Here is a 19,107-nt window from a genome sequence, read left to right as displayed (position 1 = left end):
AATAGGACGAGTTGTAGGTTTTAATATTTTTTGGAACCTTTTTGCTAATAGCTAATTATCTGTTTTGAACATCGTTGTGTCACTCACTTCAGCCCCGAAATCTTTATTCACCGCGCTGTTCATCTATACATTATTTAACCGATGCTGTCGTGGCTTTATTTGCCTTCGGCTTGTATACTTCGTGGTTTTTATTGCCTCCGGATTTAAGGTAAGCAAGCAGGTCTTTTACCTCTTCTTTGTTCAACCGATTAATTGTACCAGGAAACATGATAGATACATTAGAAAGATTAGTGTTGGCCACATCTTTCTTTTGAATTACTTGCAAGGTCTGAGGTGAAAAAGGGTTCATGGAGACGTAATACTTTCCATTCTCTTCGTTCTTCAATCTTCCTGTAATAGTAGTACCATCTTTCATGTGAAAATCGGTAGCGGCATATTGATCAGAGATTACCTTACTTGGCAAAATGATGGATTCAAGAATATCTCTGTCAGAGAAACGGGTTCCTAGCTGAGAAAGGTCAGGACCTACCGCACCTCCGCCCTCGCCCTTCATGCTGTGGCATGTGCTGCAAAGAGCCGCGCCAAATAACATTCTACCATTGGCAAAATCACGGTTAGTCGAATCACTATTAACGACAGCAAGAGCATCCTCCATTTTCCAGTCTCTTCCCGGGCCCTTCGGATTTCCGACAACCGCAACCCTTCTACCATTTGTGATCAATAAATCATTACCTGAAATAGCTGTGTAGTGTTCTACTTTGTCTTTCGGCACATTTGCAAGAGCCATCTTTCTTGCTCTGTCGATAAAACCTATATAGCTATTACCGCCTTTAAAAGTGAATGCAGTCTTATACCATTGAAAATACTTCTCGCTTAATGCAGGTGTCCACCCTGTTTTAGCTTCGCTTAAAACAGTTGCATAATATATCTTTTGTGCAGGAGGTGTTTTTGCAAGCATTCCGGCAATATCAAGACCGTACTGGGGATTACGACCTACAAGATCAGCCGAGTTTGTAAAGGTTTTTTGCCCGTTATCATCGTCTTTAGCGGTTGCCATAAGTGCCATCGTTTTAGATACCGCTCCCGGTGCCTCAACATTTACCAGAACCTTAGCAAGTATTCGGTTCAACTCATTTGTTTTTGCTGGATACTGCGGGTTTAAGTAACCAACCATTTTTGCATACGCAGCACCTTCTGGTTTGCCCATGCGTAAAACTATTAACTCAAATGCTCTTACAACGTCTATTTTTTGAGGCTCTGGCAACTGACTAAAATTGATAGTTGCTAACGCGTTAATCATCCTTGCTTTAAGGTCAGATCCTCCGGTGCGAGCCAATGCAATCATTGCTTGAGTTAATATTTGAGGATCTTTTTCTGACAAAGCTTTTTCCTGCCATTCGGCTACCGGCTGATGTTCAACGGCGATGCGTGCAGCATACCTTATAAAACGATCACTGTTTTTTAGTTGAGGCCATGCAGTACTTATAGCTTTCGGATCAGGATTTCCGTGAAATGCTTCCAATTGCTTCCTTGTGTTCTGTGCCTGCTTTTGTGCCGGTGTAAGATTTGAAGTTAAAGGTGCATTTGAACTCGTATTGTCACCATAGTAAACCCGGTAAAGATCTGAGTCGAGTCTTCGTCCGCCCGTGAGAAAGTAAAGAGCGCCATCAGGACCGATAATGCCATCGGTAAGAGGTAAAGGTGAACCTGAAGCGAATACCTCTGCATCAGCTTTATAAGAAGATCCGTCCGGTTTTAATTGAACAGAATATATTATACCAAAACTCCAGTCGAAGGCAAAGAGAGAGCGGCGGAATTTCTCGGGGAACCTCGCGTTCTTCACACTTATCAGGTTGGTTGGTGATCCCTGGCCAACATTTAAGACCGGAGGCAAATTATCAGGGTAACTTGGAGACCACTTGCTATTGCCAGTCCGCCATCCATATTCACTTCCACTTGTTACATGACAAATACGGGTCGGCCTGTACCAAGGCATACCGAAGTCCCACTCCATATCAGAGTCGTAACCAAATAATTCGTCATCAACATTAAAAGCAATATCAAAAGTATTTCTGTAACCGGCACTGATCAATTCCCATTTCGAACCATCAGGATTAACGTTTGCAATCCATCCACCAGGAGCATAGCGGTCATTTGCATGACCGTTAGGATCTTTTATTAAAGGGAACAAATTATCTTCCTTCCAGGTTTTCGGCAAGCGATAGGCATCCATTTCAGGCACATCTGTATGGTTTCCCGATACTACATAAATTGATTGTTTATCCGGGGCCAAAATGATACTGTGCGGTCCGTGTTCTCCACCGGGAGTTACAAGGGCTTTAAGTAATGTGATTTTATCAAATTGATCATCACCATCAGTATCCTGCAAACGATAAAGACCGCTGCCCCTGTTCATTGTGGCAGGAGGAGTAGGGTTATTATTGACCATTACATAAAGGCTGTTGAAGGCATACAAGAGGCCATGAGCAAAACCCATTTTTATCTTGCTCGATGAAGTATCTCCTTCAACTTTTATCTCCAGTTTTTCAACCTTGATTTTGTTTGTATTTGTATCGGCGCCCACAGGAGGAATAGTAAGCCGGTACAAGTACCCGTACTGGTCAGACGTGATCATACGGCCCTTATCGTCGAAAGCCATAGCAACCCATGACCCGTTGCCGGCTTCTGAAGGGCTGTACAGATGTTCAGCTTTGAAGTTAGGCTGAAGCTTCAGCTTCTGCACTTTGGGATTAACATCTTCAGGAGCACTAAAGCCAATTTTTTTGATAGTGGTTGAATAAACGCCAACTAAAATAACAACGGCCAGTGTTAAGAATAATTTGATAGACAACTTCCCTTTACTACGCATGATTAATATGGTTATTTAAATAAATTAAAACAGGTTTTTTGTTGTCCCGTAATGAAATCCAGGAACAAAATAACATCTGAGTTTTGAAAGTTAAAACAGTAAGTATAAAACTTTTTAAGACTGTTTTTTAAAATCAACTAAAATTAAAAGTTTAGCTACTTAGATTGTTTGTAGCGAGAGGTCTGGACAGATCCGGCCTTTTATTAGTGAACTGATGAGTACAAGAATGTGAGTTGGAGAGGCCCCGAGTCAGTGAGATAATAGTTAATAATTTTCATGACAAGCTTTTTAAAATCGTTATAAGTAAACTTACTAAATAAACATGAAATCTTAGTTCAAGATTTTCATTTTTATTAATTGCAAAATATGTCGTGCTAATAAGTAAACTGTCATGTACTGTCATGCAGTAAGACAATCGAAAACAAAAAAAACCGGCAAGTGATGCTTCACTTGCCAGTTAAATATTTTAGGTAATACTTACCTTTTGATCAAGCCAAATCTTCAATTTTTAGCCTGGCTCACGCCACTCATTTTATCCAATTCCTCCCATGTCCACGGCTTGTTTCGGGAAGCATTTTTCTCTCTTATAAGTTTTACATCAGCCGGTGTTACAAACGGAGCAATTGTATCTGTAGGCCGGCGCCTGCTATTGACTTTGCCGAACTCGTACCTAACATAATTTACTACGGAAGCAACCCATTCATCAGAGTTTGCGGCCAGCGATGGCATTATAGAAGGATATGTCTTGCCCTCTATCGGACCACTCAATCCGTGCAGTACAATTTTTACCAAATTAGTCTTATCTCCTGCAAGCCTTTTTGTAGAGGAGGTAAGAGGCGGAGCGGCAAAGTCCAACGTTCCTGCAATCGCAATTCCTTTACCTGCCGGTCCGTGGCATGTTACACAGAGGGAAGAAAACGTAGCTGCCCCTGCTAGAATCATTTTCCTTTCATCTGCAGGCATGAAGGCCAACCTTGCACCATACGTTTTTACATCGTTATTGCGATCCATTGCCTTTTGCACCGATGCGTACATATCATTATCCGAATTCTTCGATTGTAGATACTGTACAAGGTCCTGAGCTTTTTTTGACTTGCTGTTGTACAATGATAATAGTAGCTGGAGGCGTACATCGTGGCTCGGGTCATTTTTCAAGTCAGCAAATTTATCCAGCATTTCCTCGTCGTTCTTTTTTACAAATGCCTCACCAATCCACACAGCCGTTTTTCGTACCTGTGGGTTTTCATCTTTCATTGCCGTAAATAAAGTATTCTTATCTATTGCATCCAATCCTTCAAGCGTCCATAACGCGTGAATTCGTGCAAGTGCTGAAGGCTTCTCAGCAAGAGTTGCTTGCTGGCCGGAGGCTATAAGTTTTAATGCAGGCACCACCGATTTATCTCCTAAAATAATGATCTGCTTCTGTGCGTTGTCTCTCCACCAACCATTCTTATGGTCCAGGTATGTTACTAGTTTACTAGCCGACTCATCCAGCATTTTTGGCTTAGGCTGTTCTTTATAACCGTCGTACACAACGCGATAAATACGCCCGTGGCCAACATTTTTTGCAATACCTTTTTGATCTATCTGGCCACGCAAATAAGATCCTGGTTTTGTCCAGTTTCCTTGTTGAATAATTCCGCGGTGCATATCTACGATGTACAAATTCCCATCAGGGCCTGTATAAGTATTTACCGGGCGGAAAAACATGTCGTTGGAAGCAATAAACTCCTGGCGGTAATAGGCGTTTTGAACAATTGTCTTCCCTTTTAAATTAATCACCTTTGCCCTGCGTATGATTCTAGCAACAGGCTCGCAAACCAGGTAGTCACCAACAAGATCTGAAGGAAGCGAATTTCCACGGTAAATAGATTGCCCACAGGAAGCCGTAAAATGATTGAGTGTACTATCAGGCCGCATGCGGGGTGCTCCGCCCTGCACATCGGCTGTTGCCACTATCGGCCACACTTGTTGAAATTCGTCACTTAGCTGGTCGGGCAGGTCAAGCCCCCCATAAGCAGGGTTTATTTGCACCCGAACCATCGGATTCTCTCCTCCTGCACTCGACAAGAATAAGCGGCCATAGTTATCATGAGTAACGCCCCATTGTCCACCGGTGCCACTTGGAATTGAGTCGGCCTTCAACATTCCGGTGGTGTAACGGAACCTAATCGGGTCGTAAGTCAGGTAGATATAGTTGTCGAGGTTCCAATCTAAACCGCTTCTCTGATGCTCCATATTCGCATCGCTGACCGAATAACCAGGCTTTTCAAACACGGTTCTTTTCACGTCGGCCTTGCCATCGCCATTTGTATCTTTATAACTATTGACGGTTATTGTATTTGTTTCATTAACAAGCAATTCGTGGTTTACACACAGGATCATCCGGGGCAATAAAAGGCTGTCAATAAACACGCTACTCTTATCCATCTTGCCATCGTTATCCGTATCTTCCAAAAGCATTATACGGCTTACATTCATTCTTTCGTTGCTTGCGTCGGCATCTTGCATATAGGTCAACATTTCTGCCACATACATCCTTGCGTTACCGTCCCAGGCAATTGCAACCGGTTCTTTTATCATTGGCTCACTCGCAACCAATTCCATGTGGTACCCTTTAGGAAGATTGAAAGTCTTCAAGCTTTCTTCAGGACTTAGGTACGTCCATGAAGGCGTTGAGTTAAAAGAACGATCAGGATATGGATTACCGGCTTTACTTTTTGAGATACCCTTTGTAACGGTACATGTGTACACCAGCATTGATAAGGCTAGCAATGCAACGATCGAAAAAATTCTTTTCATATTTAAAGCAATAAATTGATTATTTGGCAGAAGGTCTGGCTGAGGTTTTAGGATTTACACCCATTGCGTATTTAATCCCACCTAGAATATGTTGTAAGTATAGAGGATCGTCGTAAGATTTATTATCGTGACCAAGTGCTGTATAAAAAGCACGACCGCCATCGAAGTCGTGGTACCATGCCATTGGATGATTGTCTCCATTTGCACCACCGGTATAGCTGCTTTCATCAATAGTAATCAGGACATGTATGTCGGTTCCTATCCATTTGAAATTGTACAGCTCGTCAAACCGCTTCCATACCTTGGGTAAATGGGCAGTTGCAATGTTATCGGGATCGACAATATTAAACACAGCTTCCTGCTGCTTGGGATGGCTTTTAAAATATGCACCATTAAGTTCACCATACCATGGCCAGTCATACTCTGTGTCTGCTGCGGAATGTAACCCTACAAACCCGCCTCCCGACTGAATGTACTGTTGAAAAGCCTGTTGCTGCTGGTCGTTTAAAACATTTCCTGTGGTACACAGAAATACAACTACAGCATACTTCTTTAAATTTTCCGGCGTAAATACATCTGCATTTTCTGTTGTGTCAACTTCAAAATTGTTCTTAGTTCCAAGCAACGGTATATTTATTTTTCCTGCAGCAATAGCAGCCGTATGCCTGAAGCCAGCGGTTTTGCTAAAAACAAGCACTCTTTGTGTTTTTGCCAAAACGCTCGCGCTGGTTAAAAGCAGGACTGCAAGCATTTGCAGTCCATGTAGTAGATTTCTTTTCATATTAATGGCAATGCTTTAAAAAAGGGTTATTCAAGCAATTGTTTATGAAGCATAAAACCCCGACAAATCGGGGCAATAATGCTTGGAATAACATACAAATATTTCGACTAAAAATTATTGGCCTTTTAAAGATAGAATATATCTCACCATTTTCTTTGCATCGGTTTCTGATAAGGTTGCATGCGGTGGCATAGGGGTTGGCCCCCAGACTCCGGCTCCACCTTTTATAACCTTTCCAGCTAACTGGTCAACGTTTGCATCTGTCACAGGATATTTTGCCGCTACCGCACTGTAGGCAGGTCCAACAACCTTCACCTTTACCTGGTGACACGCAAGGCAGTCTGATTTAGAAATAAGATTTTTCCCTTGGTCTATATCGGCTTTAGAAGACGCTGAGGTAGTCTTAGTCGTTACTGTTTTTGTAGTAGTAGTCTTTTTTACAGGCTTTTTAGTTTGGGAGAAAGCATAATAATTTCCCACACTGCCAATTACTAAACCGAAAAATAAAATCGAAGCTTTTTTCATATGATTACTTAAGTGTTTTCTGTTTGAACTAAAAGTACGTCTTTCGTTTAAAGTGAACTAAACATTTCTTCGTTAAAGCGCTCAACAAATGTACATAATGGCGCAAATAACTTATTTAATCTTTTAGCAATAGCGGATATCGGTAAAAATAGATTTCCACTCTTTGTAGAGTAGTACGACTAGGAATAATTTACCGGAAGCCCAACCAATTCCGGTGGTGGATTTGCGATAGTAGTCCACCTGGTAGAACAGACATTTTTTATGATTGTTTTTCGAATCACCCATAAATAGTCTGGGTCTTTTTATGGAAAAAACCTCAAGAAGTATCTAAACAATGAAGAACATTAATTTTCGAATTTAGCTTAAGAGCAACTGCAGGAACTCAATAATCTACTTTTCGTTATTCTCAATTTTATGATGACGTTGTTCCTTTTTTTGGGACACGTGTATTTACTCGTCTACAAGCAATGCCGGACCTTATTTTTATTTCTAGAGTAAAGTAATGGGCTGTGCGTTTATTCAATTAACAAACAAAAAAAACAAAACTATGGAAGTCGATAAAATCATGAAAGCAGATCTTCTTGATATTCTTTTCGAAGGCAAGAATAAAGATTACGGAGCCTATGAACTAAGAAAAACTTACGACAAAAGAATTACCTGGGCTATGTCGGGTATGTCGCTGTTTTGTCTTGTATTTTTTCTTACCCAGGTTCTTGCTAATGAAGATGATAAACCAAAAAGAGTAATCAACATAACTGAATTACATCTTAACAATCTGAAGCCCGATAAAGCACCAGACCCAATACCAGTTCAGCCGCCAAAATCAAAACCTATCCCGGTTGCTGTTTCTCATTTTACCAAACCAATTATAGTCACTGACGACCTGGTTAAAGATCCTCCTCCCGATATTGATAGATTAGAAAATACCCGGATTGGCTTAGCAAACCAGGATGGGACGAAAGACGACAGCTTTGTGGCACCACCCCTTGAACAAAGCATAAGCGTTGTGGAAGGACCTAAAAAACAGCCTGAAGAAGATTATGAAAAAGTATTTTTTAAAGTTGAAAAGGAAGCACGATTTCCGGGTGGAATGCAAGCATGGAAGAAATACCTTGAAAGGAATTTGAACGCAAACGTGGCTGCAGACGATGGAGCGCCCACAGGTTTTTACACAGTGAAAGTTCAATTTGTCGTTGACAAGGAAGGTGGCATTAGCAATGTGCAGGCAATAGAGGTTCCAAAAGCTTGTCCAACGTGCGGACCAGAAGCTGTGAAAATAATAAAGAAGGGACCTAAGTGGGAGCCAGCAATTCAAAATGACAGAAAAGTAAATTACCAGGCAATTCAGTTTGTAACGTTCCAGGTAGCTGAAGAGTAATGTCTATAAAATTTTGCAAGAAGAGGCGGTGTTCTAATCTGCCTCTTCTTTGTACCCTTTAGTAAAAGTGATGAAAAGAAAGTACGTGTTCTTAAGAATTCGACTTTTTAGATAATAATATTTGTTGCCTGAAAACCTTTAAAGTCAAGTACTGTAAATCAATCCAATTCCGTAGGAATAAATATTAAATTAGCAGTTCATCATTCAAGTGCTGCTTATGTCTTTTCATTCTAACAATTGGTTCAAGGTTGTAATTGTGCTGGTATTTCTATCAACGTCATTAGCTGCGAAAGCTCAATCGGGCAATCCGAAATTCAACAAAGCTTTGGCCGACTCTCTCGGAGCAGACGACTACGGAATGAAAATGTATGTTTTGGTATTACTGAAAGCAGGGACAGTAACGATTGCAGACAAGAAGAAGACTGATAGTATTTTTAGTGGCCATCTTCAAAACATTAGGCGACTTGCAAACGAGGGGAAGTTAACTGTGGCAGGACCATTAGAAAACAATGATAAAGGCTATCGAGGAATATTCATCCTGAATGTAAAAACAATTTCGGAAGCAAAAGTTTTATTAGAAACGGATCCGGCAATAAAGGCGAAAGTTTTGGAAACTGAACTGTACCAATGGTATGGATCCGCAGCCTTACCCATGTACTTACAGTTTTCAGAAAAAGTTGAGAAAACGACCTACTAGTTTCTGGATCTTGTAAAATCGATTGTCTTTAGATAGCTGTCGATCGCAGGAAGGTTTAAACGATTATCGAGGCTTTTTATTAAAAACAAGAACGACTGTTTTCCCTGCTAATAACTCTAGCCTTCCGCTGATTAATCTAAAGGAATCAACATCTCTAAGCGCATTTAGAAAAGCGTTTTCATCATAGTCTCCGATACAAACCATTTTAGTGGACGCAGCAACGTTGCGAAGACTAATCATATTTTTTGCACTAATTGAATATCTACCTGAAAATTTGTTACAACCGGTAAAGCCAGAAACGGTTTCGTTAGAGCCAAAAAAACTAATGCCGGGTTTAGCGGGTATGTGATAATTAGCACCTTGAGGGGGCGTTATGTTATTTCCACGACTTCCCATTTTATCTACCAATACTGTAGTAGTAGTATGGGTAACGCCTTTGATCGTTTTAGTACTGGTAGTGCTGTCATGCCTTATTTCGATGCCTTCAGGAAGTTTGCTAGTCAAAACTTCAACATTAATATTCGACCTGCCCGGTACTAAAGATCCATTTATTGAATCAAGTTCCCATGCTCCTTCTAGGTGAGCATTTGTGCCTGTTTCACTTCTACCCTCTATTGGTATATACTGTGAACCGGTAATAACAAATGTATCATTCGAAGCCTCATTGCTGCCTCTTTTGGTGCTAAGTGGGTCAGTTGTATTTGATGAAGAATTGCGTGTGGTCGTTTTTGTACGTTGGCCCACTTTAGAAGAATTACAATAAGTAAAGTAGGAGGACAGGAGTATTATCAATAGTATGTTTCTCATTTGGAATAAAGTATTTCTTCGTGGTAATTGTACAGAGCCAATAGCAAAAGTCTAGTTAATCTCCGCTAAATTACTATCAATAAAAGAGAAGTTGCTCTATCGCTAATGAAACTTTTATCTAATTTATCTGGATGTCGCTTCCCTCATTTTCACAATGAAGACCGAAGTGGTAGTCATTCATTCTTAACATTACTTTCTAGCAGTCGTTGGATGTAAAGACAAAGGCAAATCGTTTTAAGCGGTAGTTTTATAGCCTACTTTTAATTAACATTGATCATGCGAATTGTTTTATTTGTTTTGTTAGCACTGGCTTGTTTTAACGCCTTTGCACAAACTGGTGACTATCCTGATTACAGGAGTAAAAAAGAGCTCTTTTCCAGAATTATTGAAAAGGACATTCGTAGTGATATTGCTTCTTTCAGCATGGCGGGAATAGACGAAAGCGTGGGAAAGCTGCCATTAAAAACCCTTCCGATCACTGGTTTTGGAACTGATTATATTACGTTTGCAGGAGACAACATTGAGGTTAAAATAACCGCCGCTCCTTTCGATAAAGCAAAACACAAGCTGGGATTTTATGAAGAAAAGTACCTTGTGAAAATTGACAATAAGCCCTACTTCGGCGACTATGGAAAGGTACCAAGAACTACAATTAACAATGTAATGGTCGTGATTAATAAAGATACCGTAGCCATTCCCGCAACAGCTTTCAACGACTTACATAATCCTATTTTTTCATTTTACGATAAAGGCGTGCAAAAGACCCAAAACAAAGTGTATCTATCAGCGGATGGTCATAAGATCTATGTCTACATGCTCAAACGGGAAGATGGCGGAAGCTATGAAGTAACATGGGTCATCCAGGATAAAAAATATGTAAAGCGCGTAGTCGACTTCGGATTTCTTAAGTAACGTTTTCAACAGCCAGCTTTACAGCTAGGACCTTTTTGTACAACATTTTCAAAAGCTAGTAATTTTCCCAAAAACTAATTCAATACCAACTTACGTCTATTGAACAAGAATGCCTTGGGGCCCTGCAATTACTCAGCTTGACAAATGATTTAATTGTTGAACGGAGCGTCGCAAGAATGTCACTTTATCTTGCTGCTGCCGACAACCAAATGATACTACCTGTATATTTTCTCGAAGGTTTTCGAAATTTGACCTCGGGCAATAAATCTTACATTCGCAGCATTAGATTTAATCATTGCATCAATGTACCAAAAGCTCTGTTTTTTAATACTACCGTTTTTATTTTTACAGCTTTCAGCTCAATCGTTTAAAGTAATTCCTTTAGGTGTGAAAGGTGGAAGTGATGAAAGTAACTTGTCTGCTTACCTCGTAGCTCCCTTCAACAGTAGCGACTTCATTTGTCTCGATGCAGGAACCGTACATACAGGAGTTGAAAAAGCGGTGAAGGCTTCCCTGTTTAAAACATCAGCTGAACGGGCTATCAAGAATAACATTAAGGGCTATTGCATTTCTCATCCTCATCTCGACCATCTTGCAGGTTTAATCATCAACTCTCCTGACGATACAGCAAAAAATATTTACGGTTTACCATTTTGTCTTGATGTAATTAAAGACAAATATTTTACCTGGAAAAGCTGGGCGAATTTTGCAGACCAAGGAGATAAACCCGCATTAAACAAGTACCACTACACATACCTTAAGGAAGGTGAAGAAATAGCGCTTGAACAAACACAAATGCGTGTAAAGGCCTTTGCCTTAAGTCATTCCAGTCCCTATCAAAGTACTGCGTTTTTAATCCAAAGTAACGATAACTATGTACTCTATTTGGGTGATACAGGTGCCGACGAGACAGAGAAATCCGATAGGCTAAATTTTCTGTGGGAGGCCATAAGTCCATTGATTAAAACAAAAAAACTGAAAGGCATTTTTATAGAAGTTTCATTTCCAAACCAACAACCTGCGAAACAACTTTTTGGTCACCTCACTCCTGCCCTGCTAATGCAGGAGATGGAAAATTTGGCCCGATTAACAGGTAAAGAAGCGATGAGGGGTTTTAAAGTTTTAATCACACATATTAAGCCTGCAGGCAATCACTCTGCTGAAATAAAGAGACAGCTACAACAAAGCAACAAGCTTCAATTACAGCTGGTCTATCCTCAGCAAGCACAACTTTTAAAGTTATAAAATCAGTTTTGTTGTAGGCATTTTTTCCTTGGTCAACATTGTTGTGTCACTCACTTCTACTTACTGTTTGTGTATTCATCCGCATGTTTAATTTTTTTTATATCGTACTCAATTCGCGAACATAAATATTGCTTTTCCAGCCTTTTTCGAGCACCCGAGTTAATATTGATTTTATTATTCAAAAGACATACTTTTAATTGATTGCAGACGTATATAGACAGAATTTTAAAAAGCACAAGATGCAGAGCTTAGTAAAACAAAAGCCCACCTTTACCTGGACAGAGAGAATGATAGAAGGTGAAGACCTGTTTACAGTAACGAGAATTGCTAAAAGTGATAAAATACTAGATACGTACCTGTTTAATCTCTCAAAGGCCAAAGAAACATCTGAAATATGGAAAGCTATAGAAACGGTAACAAAAGCTTTTGACAAACTAAATATGGATGACGACGGCTTTATAGATCTTATCGAAAGAGAAGAACTTACTGGTTTTATTAAATATGCAGCAGAAACCTACGGACTAAAATACGAAGGAGATGTTACCGAAGAATTCAGACTTGAGTGGTAACAGCACGGATTGATACGGACTCTAAAGCTACAACCAGTAATTAGTAACTGTCATCCGGCAACCCTCTTAACACTCACTCAAACTTAAAGGCAGCTGCACTGCCAAACCACCATCTGCCGTTTCTTTGTATTTACTATTCATATCGAGCGCAGTATTCCACATGGTAGCAATCACTTTATCGAGAGATACTTTTGCATAATCAGGACTGCTTTGAAGCGCAAGCTGGGATGCGGTAATAGCTTTGATAGCGCCCATGGTGTTTCGTTCGATACAAGGCACCTGGACGAGCCCTCCGATTGGGTCGCAGGTCATACCGAGATGATGTTCCATGGCAATCTCAGCCGCCATTAAGGATTGTCGCTGGGTGCCACCCATTACTTCTGTTAGACCTGCAGCAGCCATAGCAGAAGATACCCCAATTTCGGCCTGGCATCCCCCCATTGCGGCTGAAATAGTAGAACCTTTTTTAAAAATACTGCCTACCTCAGCGGCCGTAAGTAAAAAACGTATAATCTTATCTTCATCAATTAAGAAGCCTTCAGAACAACAAAACGCAATATAATATTGAAGCACTGCAGGGATAACGCCGGCAGCCCCATTCGTGGGCGCAGTTACTACTCTGCCAAATGCCGCATTTTCCTCGTTTACTGCAAGAGCAAAGCAACTTACCCAATCCAGTGTCACTTGGAAGTTTGCGCCGCCCTTCTTAATCGCCTGTAGCCACGAAACGTAATCGTTATATGGTTTACCTATCGTAAGCTTTTTATTTAAATCAAATGCTCTTCTCTTTACGAACAATCCTCCAGGTAATGTGCCCGTTGTATGACACCCGTGAAAGATGCAGTTTTTCATGGTCTCCCAAATATGTAGCACTCCTGCTTTCGTTTCACTTTCCGGCCTCCAGCTGTTTTCATTTTCCATTACAACTTCGCTTATTGAAAGCCCGGTTTTCATACACCAATGAAGAAGGTCTTCAGCAGTATTTATTGGAAAAGGAAGGTCTACCGTTTGTAGTTGTGATTGTTTCTCGCCTTCCTTGACTACAAATCCCCCTCCTATTGAATAGTAAGTCTCACTCCAGTTTTTACCATTAAGCATGGTAATTAAAAAAGTCAACGCATTGGGATGAAATGGTAGCGTTTCACTAAATAAGAAATGAATATCCTCAGAAGGATTAAATTGAATTAGGTTGCTACCTGCAATGTTTAACGTAAATGTTCTTGAAATTTGCTCAATTTTATTATTAATGCTATTAACATCAATAGTAACGGGATTTTCTCCGCATAAACCTAATAAAACAGCTATGTCTGTTCCATGGCCCCGACCTGTTTTAGCAAGAGATCCATACAATAAAACAGAGACTTTCTCCACCTCTTCTATCTTGCCTTTTTGTTTGATACCGTCAATGCAACGAAGCGCTGCTTTCCATGGGCCAAGTGTGTGAGAACTGGAAGGCCCAACTCCTATTTTAAACATATCAAAAACCGAAATGGCCTCATGTGGCATTGAATTCTTTTAGTGCATAAAAATATACTTGTTACACGAAAGCGCAGGACGTTACAATTGATTTAACCGTTTTTTTCTCGAAGCTATTTGCCGAAAACAAAATTCTTGTATATTTGCCACCCCAAAAGGGAATGGCTGCGTAGCTCAACTGAATAGAGCATCTGACTACGGATCAGAAGGTTTTAGGTTTGAATCCTAACGCGGTCACTAACTGAAAGGCAATACTAGCAAAGCTTTCAGCGTTTTTTACCAGTCTTAACCAAGCGGCATTTTTTCTGTAACGTTACCAAAAAAGTTACCAAAATGCTGAGATTAGAAAACAATTGCCGTGTTGGCAACTTCACGGTCTTCCCCTCCAATTGGAAAACGGTTCGCGCGAACGTGAACCTTATCTGGAAAATCAAGTTTAGATTTTACGACGATAACACCGGGCAGGTGAAACAAATTGTTGTCAAGGGGATGAACTCCTACGCTACGTTAAAAGAAAAGCGGGACGCAACCCAAGCGCTACTGGAGAATGAAAGGTCACTGATAGTTGACCAACTCTACAATCCAATAACAGAGCAGTTCTTCAACCGGGAGCCAGAGGCCCAAATTTCCACAACGACGGAGTTCACAAAAGCGCTTGACTTTGCACTTGAAAGAGTAAAGGCAGGGAAAGAAACAATGGACAACCTTCGTAGCATCGTGGCCTATATAAAGAAAGCGGCGGAGGCTTTGAAGTACTCGCAGCTCCCTATTTCAGCAATCAGAATAAAACATCTTACTCTCCTACTAGAAAAGTGCGGCGAGCTTAAAAAGAAAAGTATTATTGTCGTTTCGAAAAGGAAAGGCAAAACCAAAAAAGGAGTCTGGACCTCAAACACATTCAACCAGTACCGGGCGCACCTGGGTATGCTCTTTAAGATCCTCAAAAAGATGGAAGTGTGCGAGGCCAACTACCCGCTGGAAATGGATAAGGAAACGACAGTTAAAAAAATAAGGGAAACACTGACCCCGGCTCAACGGCAAGAGGTGAACGACGTGATCATGAAAAAGGACCGTAACTTCTGGCGCTTCCTTCACATCTTCTTCCATTCCGGATCCCGGATAACAGAAATACTATCAGTGAAAGCGGCCAATGTGGATATTGAAAAACAACGCTTCAAAGTGCTGGTTAAAAAAGGTAAGCAATACAAGGAGGAGTACCGGACAATCAAAACGCTGGTGCTGCCTTTATGGGAAGAGCTAATAAATGAATCAAAGCCGGATGAGTATATATTCCACCGGCGTCTTAAGCCAGGCGGTAAAAAACCAATCAGGCGCGACCAAATAACAAGGCGCTGGCTGCAGCACGTAAAACAGCCCTTAGGCATTACCGCCGACTTCTATTCACTAAAGCACTCAAACACCACGGAAACTGTAGAGTTATTAAGTGAAAGTGACGCGGCTAGTCACAACGGACACACTACTACTGCGATGGTCAGGAAGATATATGACGTAAATAATAAGCAGCGCCAGTTAGAAAGGTTAAAGGGGATCGATAATAAGTTCGCATAGAAATTTGAGGGCAATGTAGGATTTGAACCTACGACTTGACGGTTTTGCGGACCGTTGCATTTGACCACTCTGCCAATTGCCCTTATGTGGTACAGGTTGGGATCGAACCAACATCAAAGGATTTTCAGTCCTCTGCATAGACCAACTTTGCTACTGCACCAAATTAGCAAGGGTTACAGGTTTCGAAGCTATACGAACAGTTTTGGAGACTGCTGTGCTACCATTACACTAAATCCCTGTGAAAACAAAAAACCCGATTAGTAATTGAACCAATCGGGCTGTATAAAGATTTTTTATTTTCTATCCTAAATCTGTATCATACATAGTACTCCGATTGGTTTTGTTAAACCAACTAAACGAACTACAATATGATGTGTTTCTTTTCACGCGGCTAAAATAGGTTATTATTTTGATTCAGAAAAAAGGCCGTTGCAAAGTGTATGAAAACAGTCTCCCAATCTTTCTTCACCTCTGATTTAGATTAAGCATTAAAATTGCTAAAAAAGCCACTCTGTGGAAACATGGGGGCTTACTTAAATAGCAATATTAAACTGAGAAAATTTATGTAAAGTAGAGCTCGGCTTCGCGCTTGCGTCTGCTTAGTAAAACTGGCTTGCCCCCTGCGTTCTTCCACATTAAAAAAGCTTCTTTTATTCCGAATGCATCTTGAGGGCTTTTGTTTACCCGTTTCAGCAATGTGGATCCTTTAAACCCTGCTACCCCGATGTTATAGGTCAACGATACAAGGGCGTTGAAATTATTTTGAGTAATGTCGTCACGGGTAACACTCCACACCGGTTTTTCGTAAGTAGCCAGCACGTTTTTAAATAGGGCGTATGCCTGCTCCTTTGTTATAGGGGGGTCCCTCATTGTAACCTTCCGACCTCCGGGGTAATAGGTGCAACCGATTCCGATTGTAGGAATTTTCACGCTGTCGAGGTACGGGTGCAAGATGCAACCTTCCTCCTGAGCAATGAAGTCAAGCCCTACCTGGTCAACCTTTGTAATTATTTTATTTGCTGTTACCCGCATACTATAACCTTATAAATGAGTACTGAACACCAACCCCGACAAATACATTTGGAAGAGCGCCGGCAAGGCCATAACCAACCACCGGGCCTAATCCCCACCGCTTCGGCTTGCCAATCTTCTTAATGGTTCGCTCTTGCTCCTTAATTGTTTCATCCTTACTTACACTCACCAGCTGTAAAGTATCGTAAGCGCTTTTCCATGCGTTGCGTTGCTCCTGTAGTTTCACGATCACGTTCTCTTTGCGGTTCACCTCTTTATGCAACAGCATTGTGTCAGTAACAAGAAGCCCTAAAGAGGCGGCTTTTGTTTTACACTCTGTCAAACTCAGCAACAACTTTTTGTACTCCGTCCTGAACTGATCAATTGTCATGTCATTGGTTGTCGTCTGACATGAGCTCCTCACCGAGCTTAAACAAATCAGCGTCACTAATACCAGGTTTATTAACTTTTTCATTTATCTCAGCGTTTTTTTTTATAATTTTTTCATTCTCTACCGGAATTTTTTTTTCCTCGTATTCCACCCGGTCATGGGTTGCCTGCTTTTCATCTTTTACGGATTCGTTGTAGCTCTTTTCGAGGCTGTCAATTTTATGATTTACGATTTGGTCCACGGTCTTTTGTAGGAGGTCGGTTGTAGCTTTTATTCTTTCGGTCTTTTCAATGCTTTTTCTGACTTGGTATTTATTGAAGGCCCGGAAGCAGAAATAAATAATTATAACGGCGAGTGCCGCAACTATAACCCATACCCATTTACTATTTCTGACGCTATAGAAAAGTGACCTGGCAACTTCAATCGGGCGTGGCTTTTCTAGTACTTGGACTTCAGCAGGCTCCTCTTGCGCCTGAGTTTCGGCCATTAACTTAGGAGCGGCCTTTTTACGTGGCGCCCTTTTGATTGCTGGCTTTTCATCAGATGTTTTTCTCGTTGCCATAACTTCTTTTTATTGCTATTCTACCTCTTCGAATAAGTGTAAGAGTGTTTGTATAACTTTCGCCGGTTGCCTGGCTTATTTCTTTAACAGAGTAACCGTATGCAAAAGCCAGTACCGCAACCTTCATCTTTTTATTGACCCCATCTAGGCTTTTAAGCACTTCCTTTAGTTCAGTAGTGCACGGCGTTTGTTGTACTAACGGGAACGAATACTTACGGTGCCTAATTGCTAGTTTTTTTCTTAGGTTCAGGCTATCCATGAAAGTATAGTACAAGGTTGCCTTGCATATTTTAACCTGCTCCTCATAAGACTTATCAAGCACGTTGTATTTTAAAACTTTGTACGCTACCTCTTGAACAAGATCTTTTGCGTCGTCCTCGTTTTTAGTAAGGCGAACAGCGTAGTTCTGGAGAGTTGGCCAGTATGTTGTCCAAAGGTCCACTACGCTTTTTTAAACTCGTTTTCGTCAACATCAACGCCGGTCAACGTTTTCAAACCATGCGCGGCCATAAGAGCAATAGATATATACTTGCCGATGTTTTTTGCAACAGCGGCCGAAATATTATCATCAACAGAAATTATAAACAGCGCGACGCTAGTGATGTAGAAAAACCACCGGAAAGCTTTTGTAGCCCACTTTGGCGTTGGGTTGTCAATCTGATCAAGCCCGAACGACGTTTTCCCTTTTACCGTTTCGTCAACTGAGGCTTCCTGAACTTTGGTAGTACTTTCCATTTTTACTCGTGTTTGTTTTTTAAGAAATCCCACATTCTATTGCCCATCTCCTTAACCAACGTTTTAAGAGATAATATTTCCGCTTGGTGTTCTTCGAATCGCCTGTCCTGCCTTTCCATCTCTTTGCCCTTTTCCTTCATCTCCTTTTTAATCTCCTCGATTTCCTCCCGGATTTTGACCGCGCCTTTCACCCAGTTATTTGAAATCTTTTCTGCGGTGTTCAGGCCTTTCCAGGCAATTGCAAAAAAGGCAATCATCCAGGTTATAAGGTTCGCCCAATCCTTTAGGAAGGCAGCCCAGTCTTGTTTCATCCCTACAATTTTTCTAATGTTTCCTCTAAGTACTTGGCAAAGGCGACTCTCCTTCCGGCTTCGCTTATTCCCTCCGAAATAGATACAATCAGTTCATCGAGGTACATATACCTACCGTCCTCGTCCGTGATGTTTTTGTCGATATATTTGTCGGCCTTTAAGTTCAAGTACTCCGCTACAATCTTGTAGCTTACCTGGCCGGTCATTACGATCACATAGCTTCTTTTGTTCCTTGCCTTTACAGCTTTAATTACATCAATGCCGTTGATGCCACTTTTAAGGGTGTGGTCAATAACACAGATGTTGATATCAGCGGATAAATTTTCAAGAAACTCCGCCGGGTCGTCATATAGTTTAAAGTTGACAATCCCGTTTGCCTTCAGCAAGTCGTTTATCACTTCATGGATCTCGACGTCATCTTCAAGAATGTAAGTAAGTATGTTTACGCTTGTGCCTTCCATTGCTTT

At 41.0% G+C, this 19,107-nt stretch carries 20 protein-coding genes and 4 tRNA genes; 7 read left to right on the top strand and 17 right to left on the bottom strand.

What is annotated here, in order from left to right:
• Positions 1–130 precede the first annotated feature (130 nt).
• The 5 genes from SAE01_RS06520 to SAE01_RS24415 form a co-directional block, all read right to left on the bottom strand.
• Positions 131–2,869 carry a c-type cytochrome gene (locus SAE01_RS06520; protein WP_147202866.1) on the bottom strand — a complete coding sequence of 913 codons (2,739 nt, stop codon included), beginning with the start codon at positions 2,867–2,869 and terminating at the stop codon, positions 131–133.
• 501 nt (positions 2,870–3,370) lie between these two features.
• Complete coding sequence (locus tag SAE01_RS06515) at positions 3,371–5,671, bottom strand: DUF7133 domain-containing protein (RefSeq protein ID WP_147202865.1); 2,301 nt, start codon at positions 5,669–5,671, stop codon at positions 3,371–3,373.
• 19 nt (positions 5,672–5,690) lie between these two features.
• Positions 5,691–6,452 (bottom strand): ThuA domain-containing protein, encoded by a 762-nt coding sequence (locus SAE01_RS06510; RefSeq protein WP_147202864.1) that lies wholly within the window; start codon positions 6,450–6,452, stop codon positions 5,691–5,693.
• Positions 6,453–6,566: 114 nt separating this feature from the next.
• The gene (locus tag SAE01_RS06505) at positions 6,567–6,977 is read right to left on the bottom strand and encodes a c-type cytochrome (RefSeq protein WP_147202863.1); all 411 of its coding nucleotides are present in this window, start codon (positions 6,975–6,977) and stop codon (positions 6,567–6,569) included.
• A 123-nt stretch (positions 6,978–7,100) separates the two neighbouring features.
• Entirely contained in the window at positions 7,101–7,262 is a 162-nt protein-coding gene (locus SAE01_RS24415) for a hypothetical protein (protein WP_170234097.1), read from the bottom strand.
• A 262-nt stretch (positions 7,263–7,524) separates the two neighbouring features.
• On the opposite strand from SAE01_RS24415, the gene SAE01_RS06500 reads away from it, so the two are divergent.
• Positions 7,525–8,355, top strand: a complete 831-nt coding sequence (locus tag SAE01_RS06500; RefSeq protein ID WP_147202862.1) for an energy transducer TonB — start codon at positions 7,525–7,527, stop codon at positions 8,353–8,355.
• A 217-nt stretch (positions 8,356–8,572) separates the two neighbouring features.
• On the top strand, positions 8,573–9,052 hold the full coding sequence (locus SAE01_RS06495; RefSeq protein ID WP_147202861.1) for a YciI family protein: 480 nt from the start codon (positions 8,573–8,575) through the stop codon (positions 9,050–9,052).
• A gap of 63 nt (positions 9,053–9,115) precedes the next feature.
• Here SAE01_RS06495 and SAE01_RS06490 read toward each other — a convergent pair whose 3' ends face one another.
• Positions 9,116–9,859 carry an META domain-containing protein gene (locus SAE01_RS06490; protein WP_147202860.1) on the bottom strand — a complete coding sequence of 248 codons (744 nt, stop codon included), beginning with the start codon at positions 9,857–9,859 and terminating at the stop codon, positions 9,116–9,118.
• Positions 9,860–10,135: 276 nt separating this feature from the next.
• Between SAE01_RS06490 and SAE01_RS06485 the strand changes: the two genes are divergently transcribed.
• The 3 genes from SAE01_RS06485 to SAE01_RS06475 all read left to right on the top strand — a co-directional run bounded on the left by SAE01_RS06485 (position 10,136) and on the right by SAE01_RS06475 (position 12,585).
• Positions 10,136–10,771: a hypothetical protein gene (locus SAE01_RS06485; protein ID WP_147202859.1), complete on the top strand. Its 636-nt coding sequence runs from the start codon at positions 10,136–10,138 to the stop codon at positions 10,769–10,771.
• A gap of 303 nt (positions 10,772–11,074) precedes the next feature.
• A complete protein-coding gene (locus tag SAE01_RS06480; protein WP_147202858.1) occupies positions 11,075–12,016 on the top strand; it encodes an MBL fold metallo-hydrolase in 942 nt (313 codons plus the stop codon).
• 239 nt (positions 12,017–12,255) lie between these two features.
• Complete coding sequence (locus SAE01_RS06475; RefSeq protein ID WP_147202857.1) at positions 12,256–12,585, top strand: hypothetical protein; 330 nt, start codon at positions 12,256–12,258, stop codon at positions 12,583–12,585.
• Between the two features lie 66 nt (positions 12,586–12,651).
• Here the strand turns inward: SAE01_RS06475 and SAE01_RS06470 are convergent, their stop codons facing one another.
• Positions 12,652–14,091 carry an L-serine ammonia-lyase gene (locus tag SAE01_RS06470; RefSeq protein WP_147202856.1) on the bottom strand — a complete coding sequence of 480 codons (1,440 nt, stop codon included), beginning with the start codon at positions 14,089–14,091 and terminating at the stop codon, positions 12,652–12,654.
• Positions 14,092–14,224: 133 nt separating this feature from the next.
• On the opposite strand from SAE01_RS06470, the gene SAE01_RS06465 reads away from it, so the two are divergent.
• A tRNA-Arg gene (locus tag SAE01_RS06465) sits at positions 14,225–14,298 on the top strand.
• Positions 14,299–14,394: 96 nt separating this feature from the next.
• Positions 14,395–15,630, top strand: a complete 1,236-nt coding sequence (locus SAE01_RS06460) for a tyrosine-type recombinase/integrase (RefSeq protein WP_147202855.1) — start codon at positions 14,395–14,397, stop codon at positions 15,628–15,630.
• Between the two features lie 7 nt (positions 15,631–15,637).
• Here SAE01_RS06460 and SAE01_RS06455 read toward each other — a convergent pair.
• From SAE01_RS06455 to SAE01_RS06410, 10 genes are all read right to left on the bottom strand, one after another.
• Positions 15,638–15,712: transfer RNA gene (locus SAE01_RS06455), tRNA-Cys, on the bottom strand.
• A gap of 5 nt (positions 15,713–15,717) precedes the next feature.
• Positions 15,718–15,790, bottom strand: a tRNA-Phe gene (locus tag SAE01_RS06450).
• Positions 15,791–15,797: 7 nt separating this feature from the next.
• Positions 15,798–15,868: transfer RNA gene (locus tag SAE01_RS06445), tRNA-Trp, on the bottom strand.
• 323 nt (positions 15,869–16,191) lie between these two features.
• Entirely contained in the window at positions 16,192–16,662 is a 471-nt protein-coding gene (locus SAE01_RS06440; protein ID WP_147202854.1) for a lysozyme, read from the bottom strand.
• Between the two features lies 1 nt (position 16,663).
• A complete protein-coding gene (locus tag SAE01_RS06435; protein ID WP_147202853.1) occupies positions 16,664–17,032 on the bottom strand; it encodes a DUF6808 domain-containing protein in 369 nt (122 codons plus the stop codon).
• A gap of 1 nt (position 17,033) precedes the next feature.
• On the bottom strand, positions 17,034–17,594 hold the full coding sequence (locus tag SAE01_RS06430; protein WP_147202852.1) for a 6TM ABC transporter family protein: 561 nt from the start codon (positions 17,592–17,594) through the stop codon (positions 17,034–17,036).
• The gene (locus SAE01_RS06425) at positions 17,572–18,036 is read right to left on the bottom strand and encodes an RNA polymerase sigma factor (RefSeq protein WP_147202851.1); all 465 of its coding nucleotides are present in this window, start codon (positions 18,034–18,036) and stop codon (positions 17,572–17,574) included. The genes SAE01_RS06430 and SAE01_RS06425 overlap by 23 nt, the downstream gene beginning before the upstream one ends.
• Entirely contained in the window at positions 18,036–18,329 is a 294-nt protein-coding gene (locus SAE01_RS06420; protein WP_147202850.1) for a hypothetical protein, read from the bottom strand. The genes SAE01_RS06425 and SAE01_RS06420 overlap by 1 nt, the downstream gene beginning before the upstream one ends.
• Positions 18,330–18,331: 2 nt before the next feature.
• Positions 18,332–18,640: a hypothetical protein gene (locus SAE01_RS06415; RefSeq protein WP_147202849.1), complete on the bottom strand. Its 309-nt coding sequence runs from the start codon at positions 18,638–18,640 to the stop codon at positions 18,332–18,334.
• 2 nt (positions 18,641–18,642) lie between these two features.
• Positions 18,643–19,101 (bottom strand): response regulator, encoded by a 459-nt coding sequence (locus SAE01_RS06410; protein ID WP_147202848.1) that lies wholly within the window; start codon positions 19,099–19,101, stop codon positions 18,643–18,645.
• Positions 19,102–19,107: the final 6 nt, after the last annotated feature.

Source organism: Segetibacter aerophilus, from assembly GCF_007991655.1.
GTDB lineage: Bacteria > Bacteroidota > Bacteroidia > Chitinophagales > Chitinophagaceae > Segetibacter > Segetibacter aerophilus.
The sequence above is the reverse complement of the archived record's forward strand: the minus strand, read 5'-3'. Positions and strand labels throughout refer to the sequence as shown.

Bases quoted from the DNA above. Each gene is read 5' to 3' on its own strand.
- SAE01_RS06520 (WP_147202866.1), bottom strand. From the start codon at position 2,869: ATGCGTAGTAAAGGGAAGTTGTCTATCAAATTATTCTTAACACTGGCC.
- SAE01_RS06515 (WP_147202865.1), bottom strand. From the start codon at position 5,671: ATGAAAAGAATTTTTTCGATCGTTGCATTGCTAGCCTTATCAATGCTG.
- SAE01_RS06510 (WP_147202864.1), bottom strand. From the start codon at position 6,452: ATGAAAAGAAATCTACTACATGGACTGCAAATGCTTGCAGTCCTGCTT.
- SAE01_RS06505 (WP_147202863.1), bottom strand. From the start codon at position 6,977: ATGAAAAAAGCTTCGATTTTATTTTTCGGTTTAGTAATTGGCAGTGTG.
- SAE01_RS24415 (WP_170234097.1), bottom strand. From the start codon at position 7,262: ATGGGTGATTCGAAAAACAATCATAAAAAATGTCTGTTCTACCAGGTG.
- SAE01_RS06500 (WP_147202862.1), top strand. From the start codon at position 7,525: ATGGAAGTCGATAAAATCATGAAAGCAGATCTTCTTGATATTCTTTTC.
- SAE01_RS06495 (WP_147202861.1), top strand. From the start codon at position 8,573: ATGTCTTTTCATTCTAACAATTGGTTCAAGGTTGTAATTGTGCTGGTA.
- SAE01_RS06490 (WP_147202860.1), bottom strand. From the start codon at position 9,859: ATGAGAAACATACTATTGATAATACTCCTGTCCTCCTACTTTACTTAT.
- SAE01_RS06485 (WP_147202859.1), top strand. From the start codon at position 10,136: ATGCGAATTGTTTTATTTGTTTTGTTAGCACTGGCTTGTTTTAACGCC.
- SAE01_RS06480 (WP_147202858.1), top strand. From the start codon at position 11,075: ATGTACCAAAAGCTCTGTTTTTTAATACTACCGTTTTTATTTTTACAG.
- SAE01_RS06475 (WP_147202857.1), top strand. From the start codon at position 12,256: ATGCAGAGCTTAGTAAAACAAAAGCCCACCTTTACCTGGACAGAGAGA.
- SAE01_RS06470 (WP_147202856.1), bottom strand. From the start codon at position 14,091: ATGCCACATGAGGCCATTTCGGTTTTTGATATGTTTAAAATAGGAGTT.
- SAE01_RS06460 (WP_147202855.1), top strand. From the start codon at position 14,395: ATGCTGAGATTAGAAAACAATTGCCGTGTTGGCAACTTCACGGTCTTC.
- SAE01_RS06440 (WP_147202854.1), bottom strand. From the start codon at position 16,662: ATGCGGGTAACAGCAAATAAAATAATTACAAAGGTTGACCAGGTAGGG.
- SAE01_RS06435 (WP_147202853.1), bottom strand. From the start codon at position 17,032: ATGACAATTGATCAGTTCAGGACGGAGTACAAAAAGTTGTTGCTGAGT.
- SAE01_RS06430 (WP_147202852.1), bottom strand. From the start codon at position 17,594: ATGGCAACGAGAAAAACATCTGATGAAAAGCCAGCAATCAAAAGGGCG.
- SAE01_RS06420 (WP_147202850.1), bottom strand. From the start codon at position 18,329: ATGGAAAGTACTACCAAAGTTCAGGAAGCCTCAGTTGACGAAACGGTA.
- SAE01_RS06415 (WP_147202849.1), bottom strand. From the start codon at position 18,640: ATGAAACAAGACTGGGCTGCCTTCCTAAAGGATTGGGCGAACCTTATA.
- SAE01_RS06410 (WP_147202848.1), bottom strand. From the start codon at position 19,101: ATGGAAGGCACAAGCGTAAACATACTTACTTACATTCTTGAAGATGAC.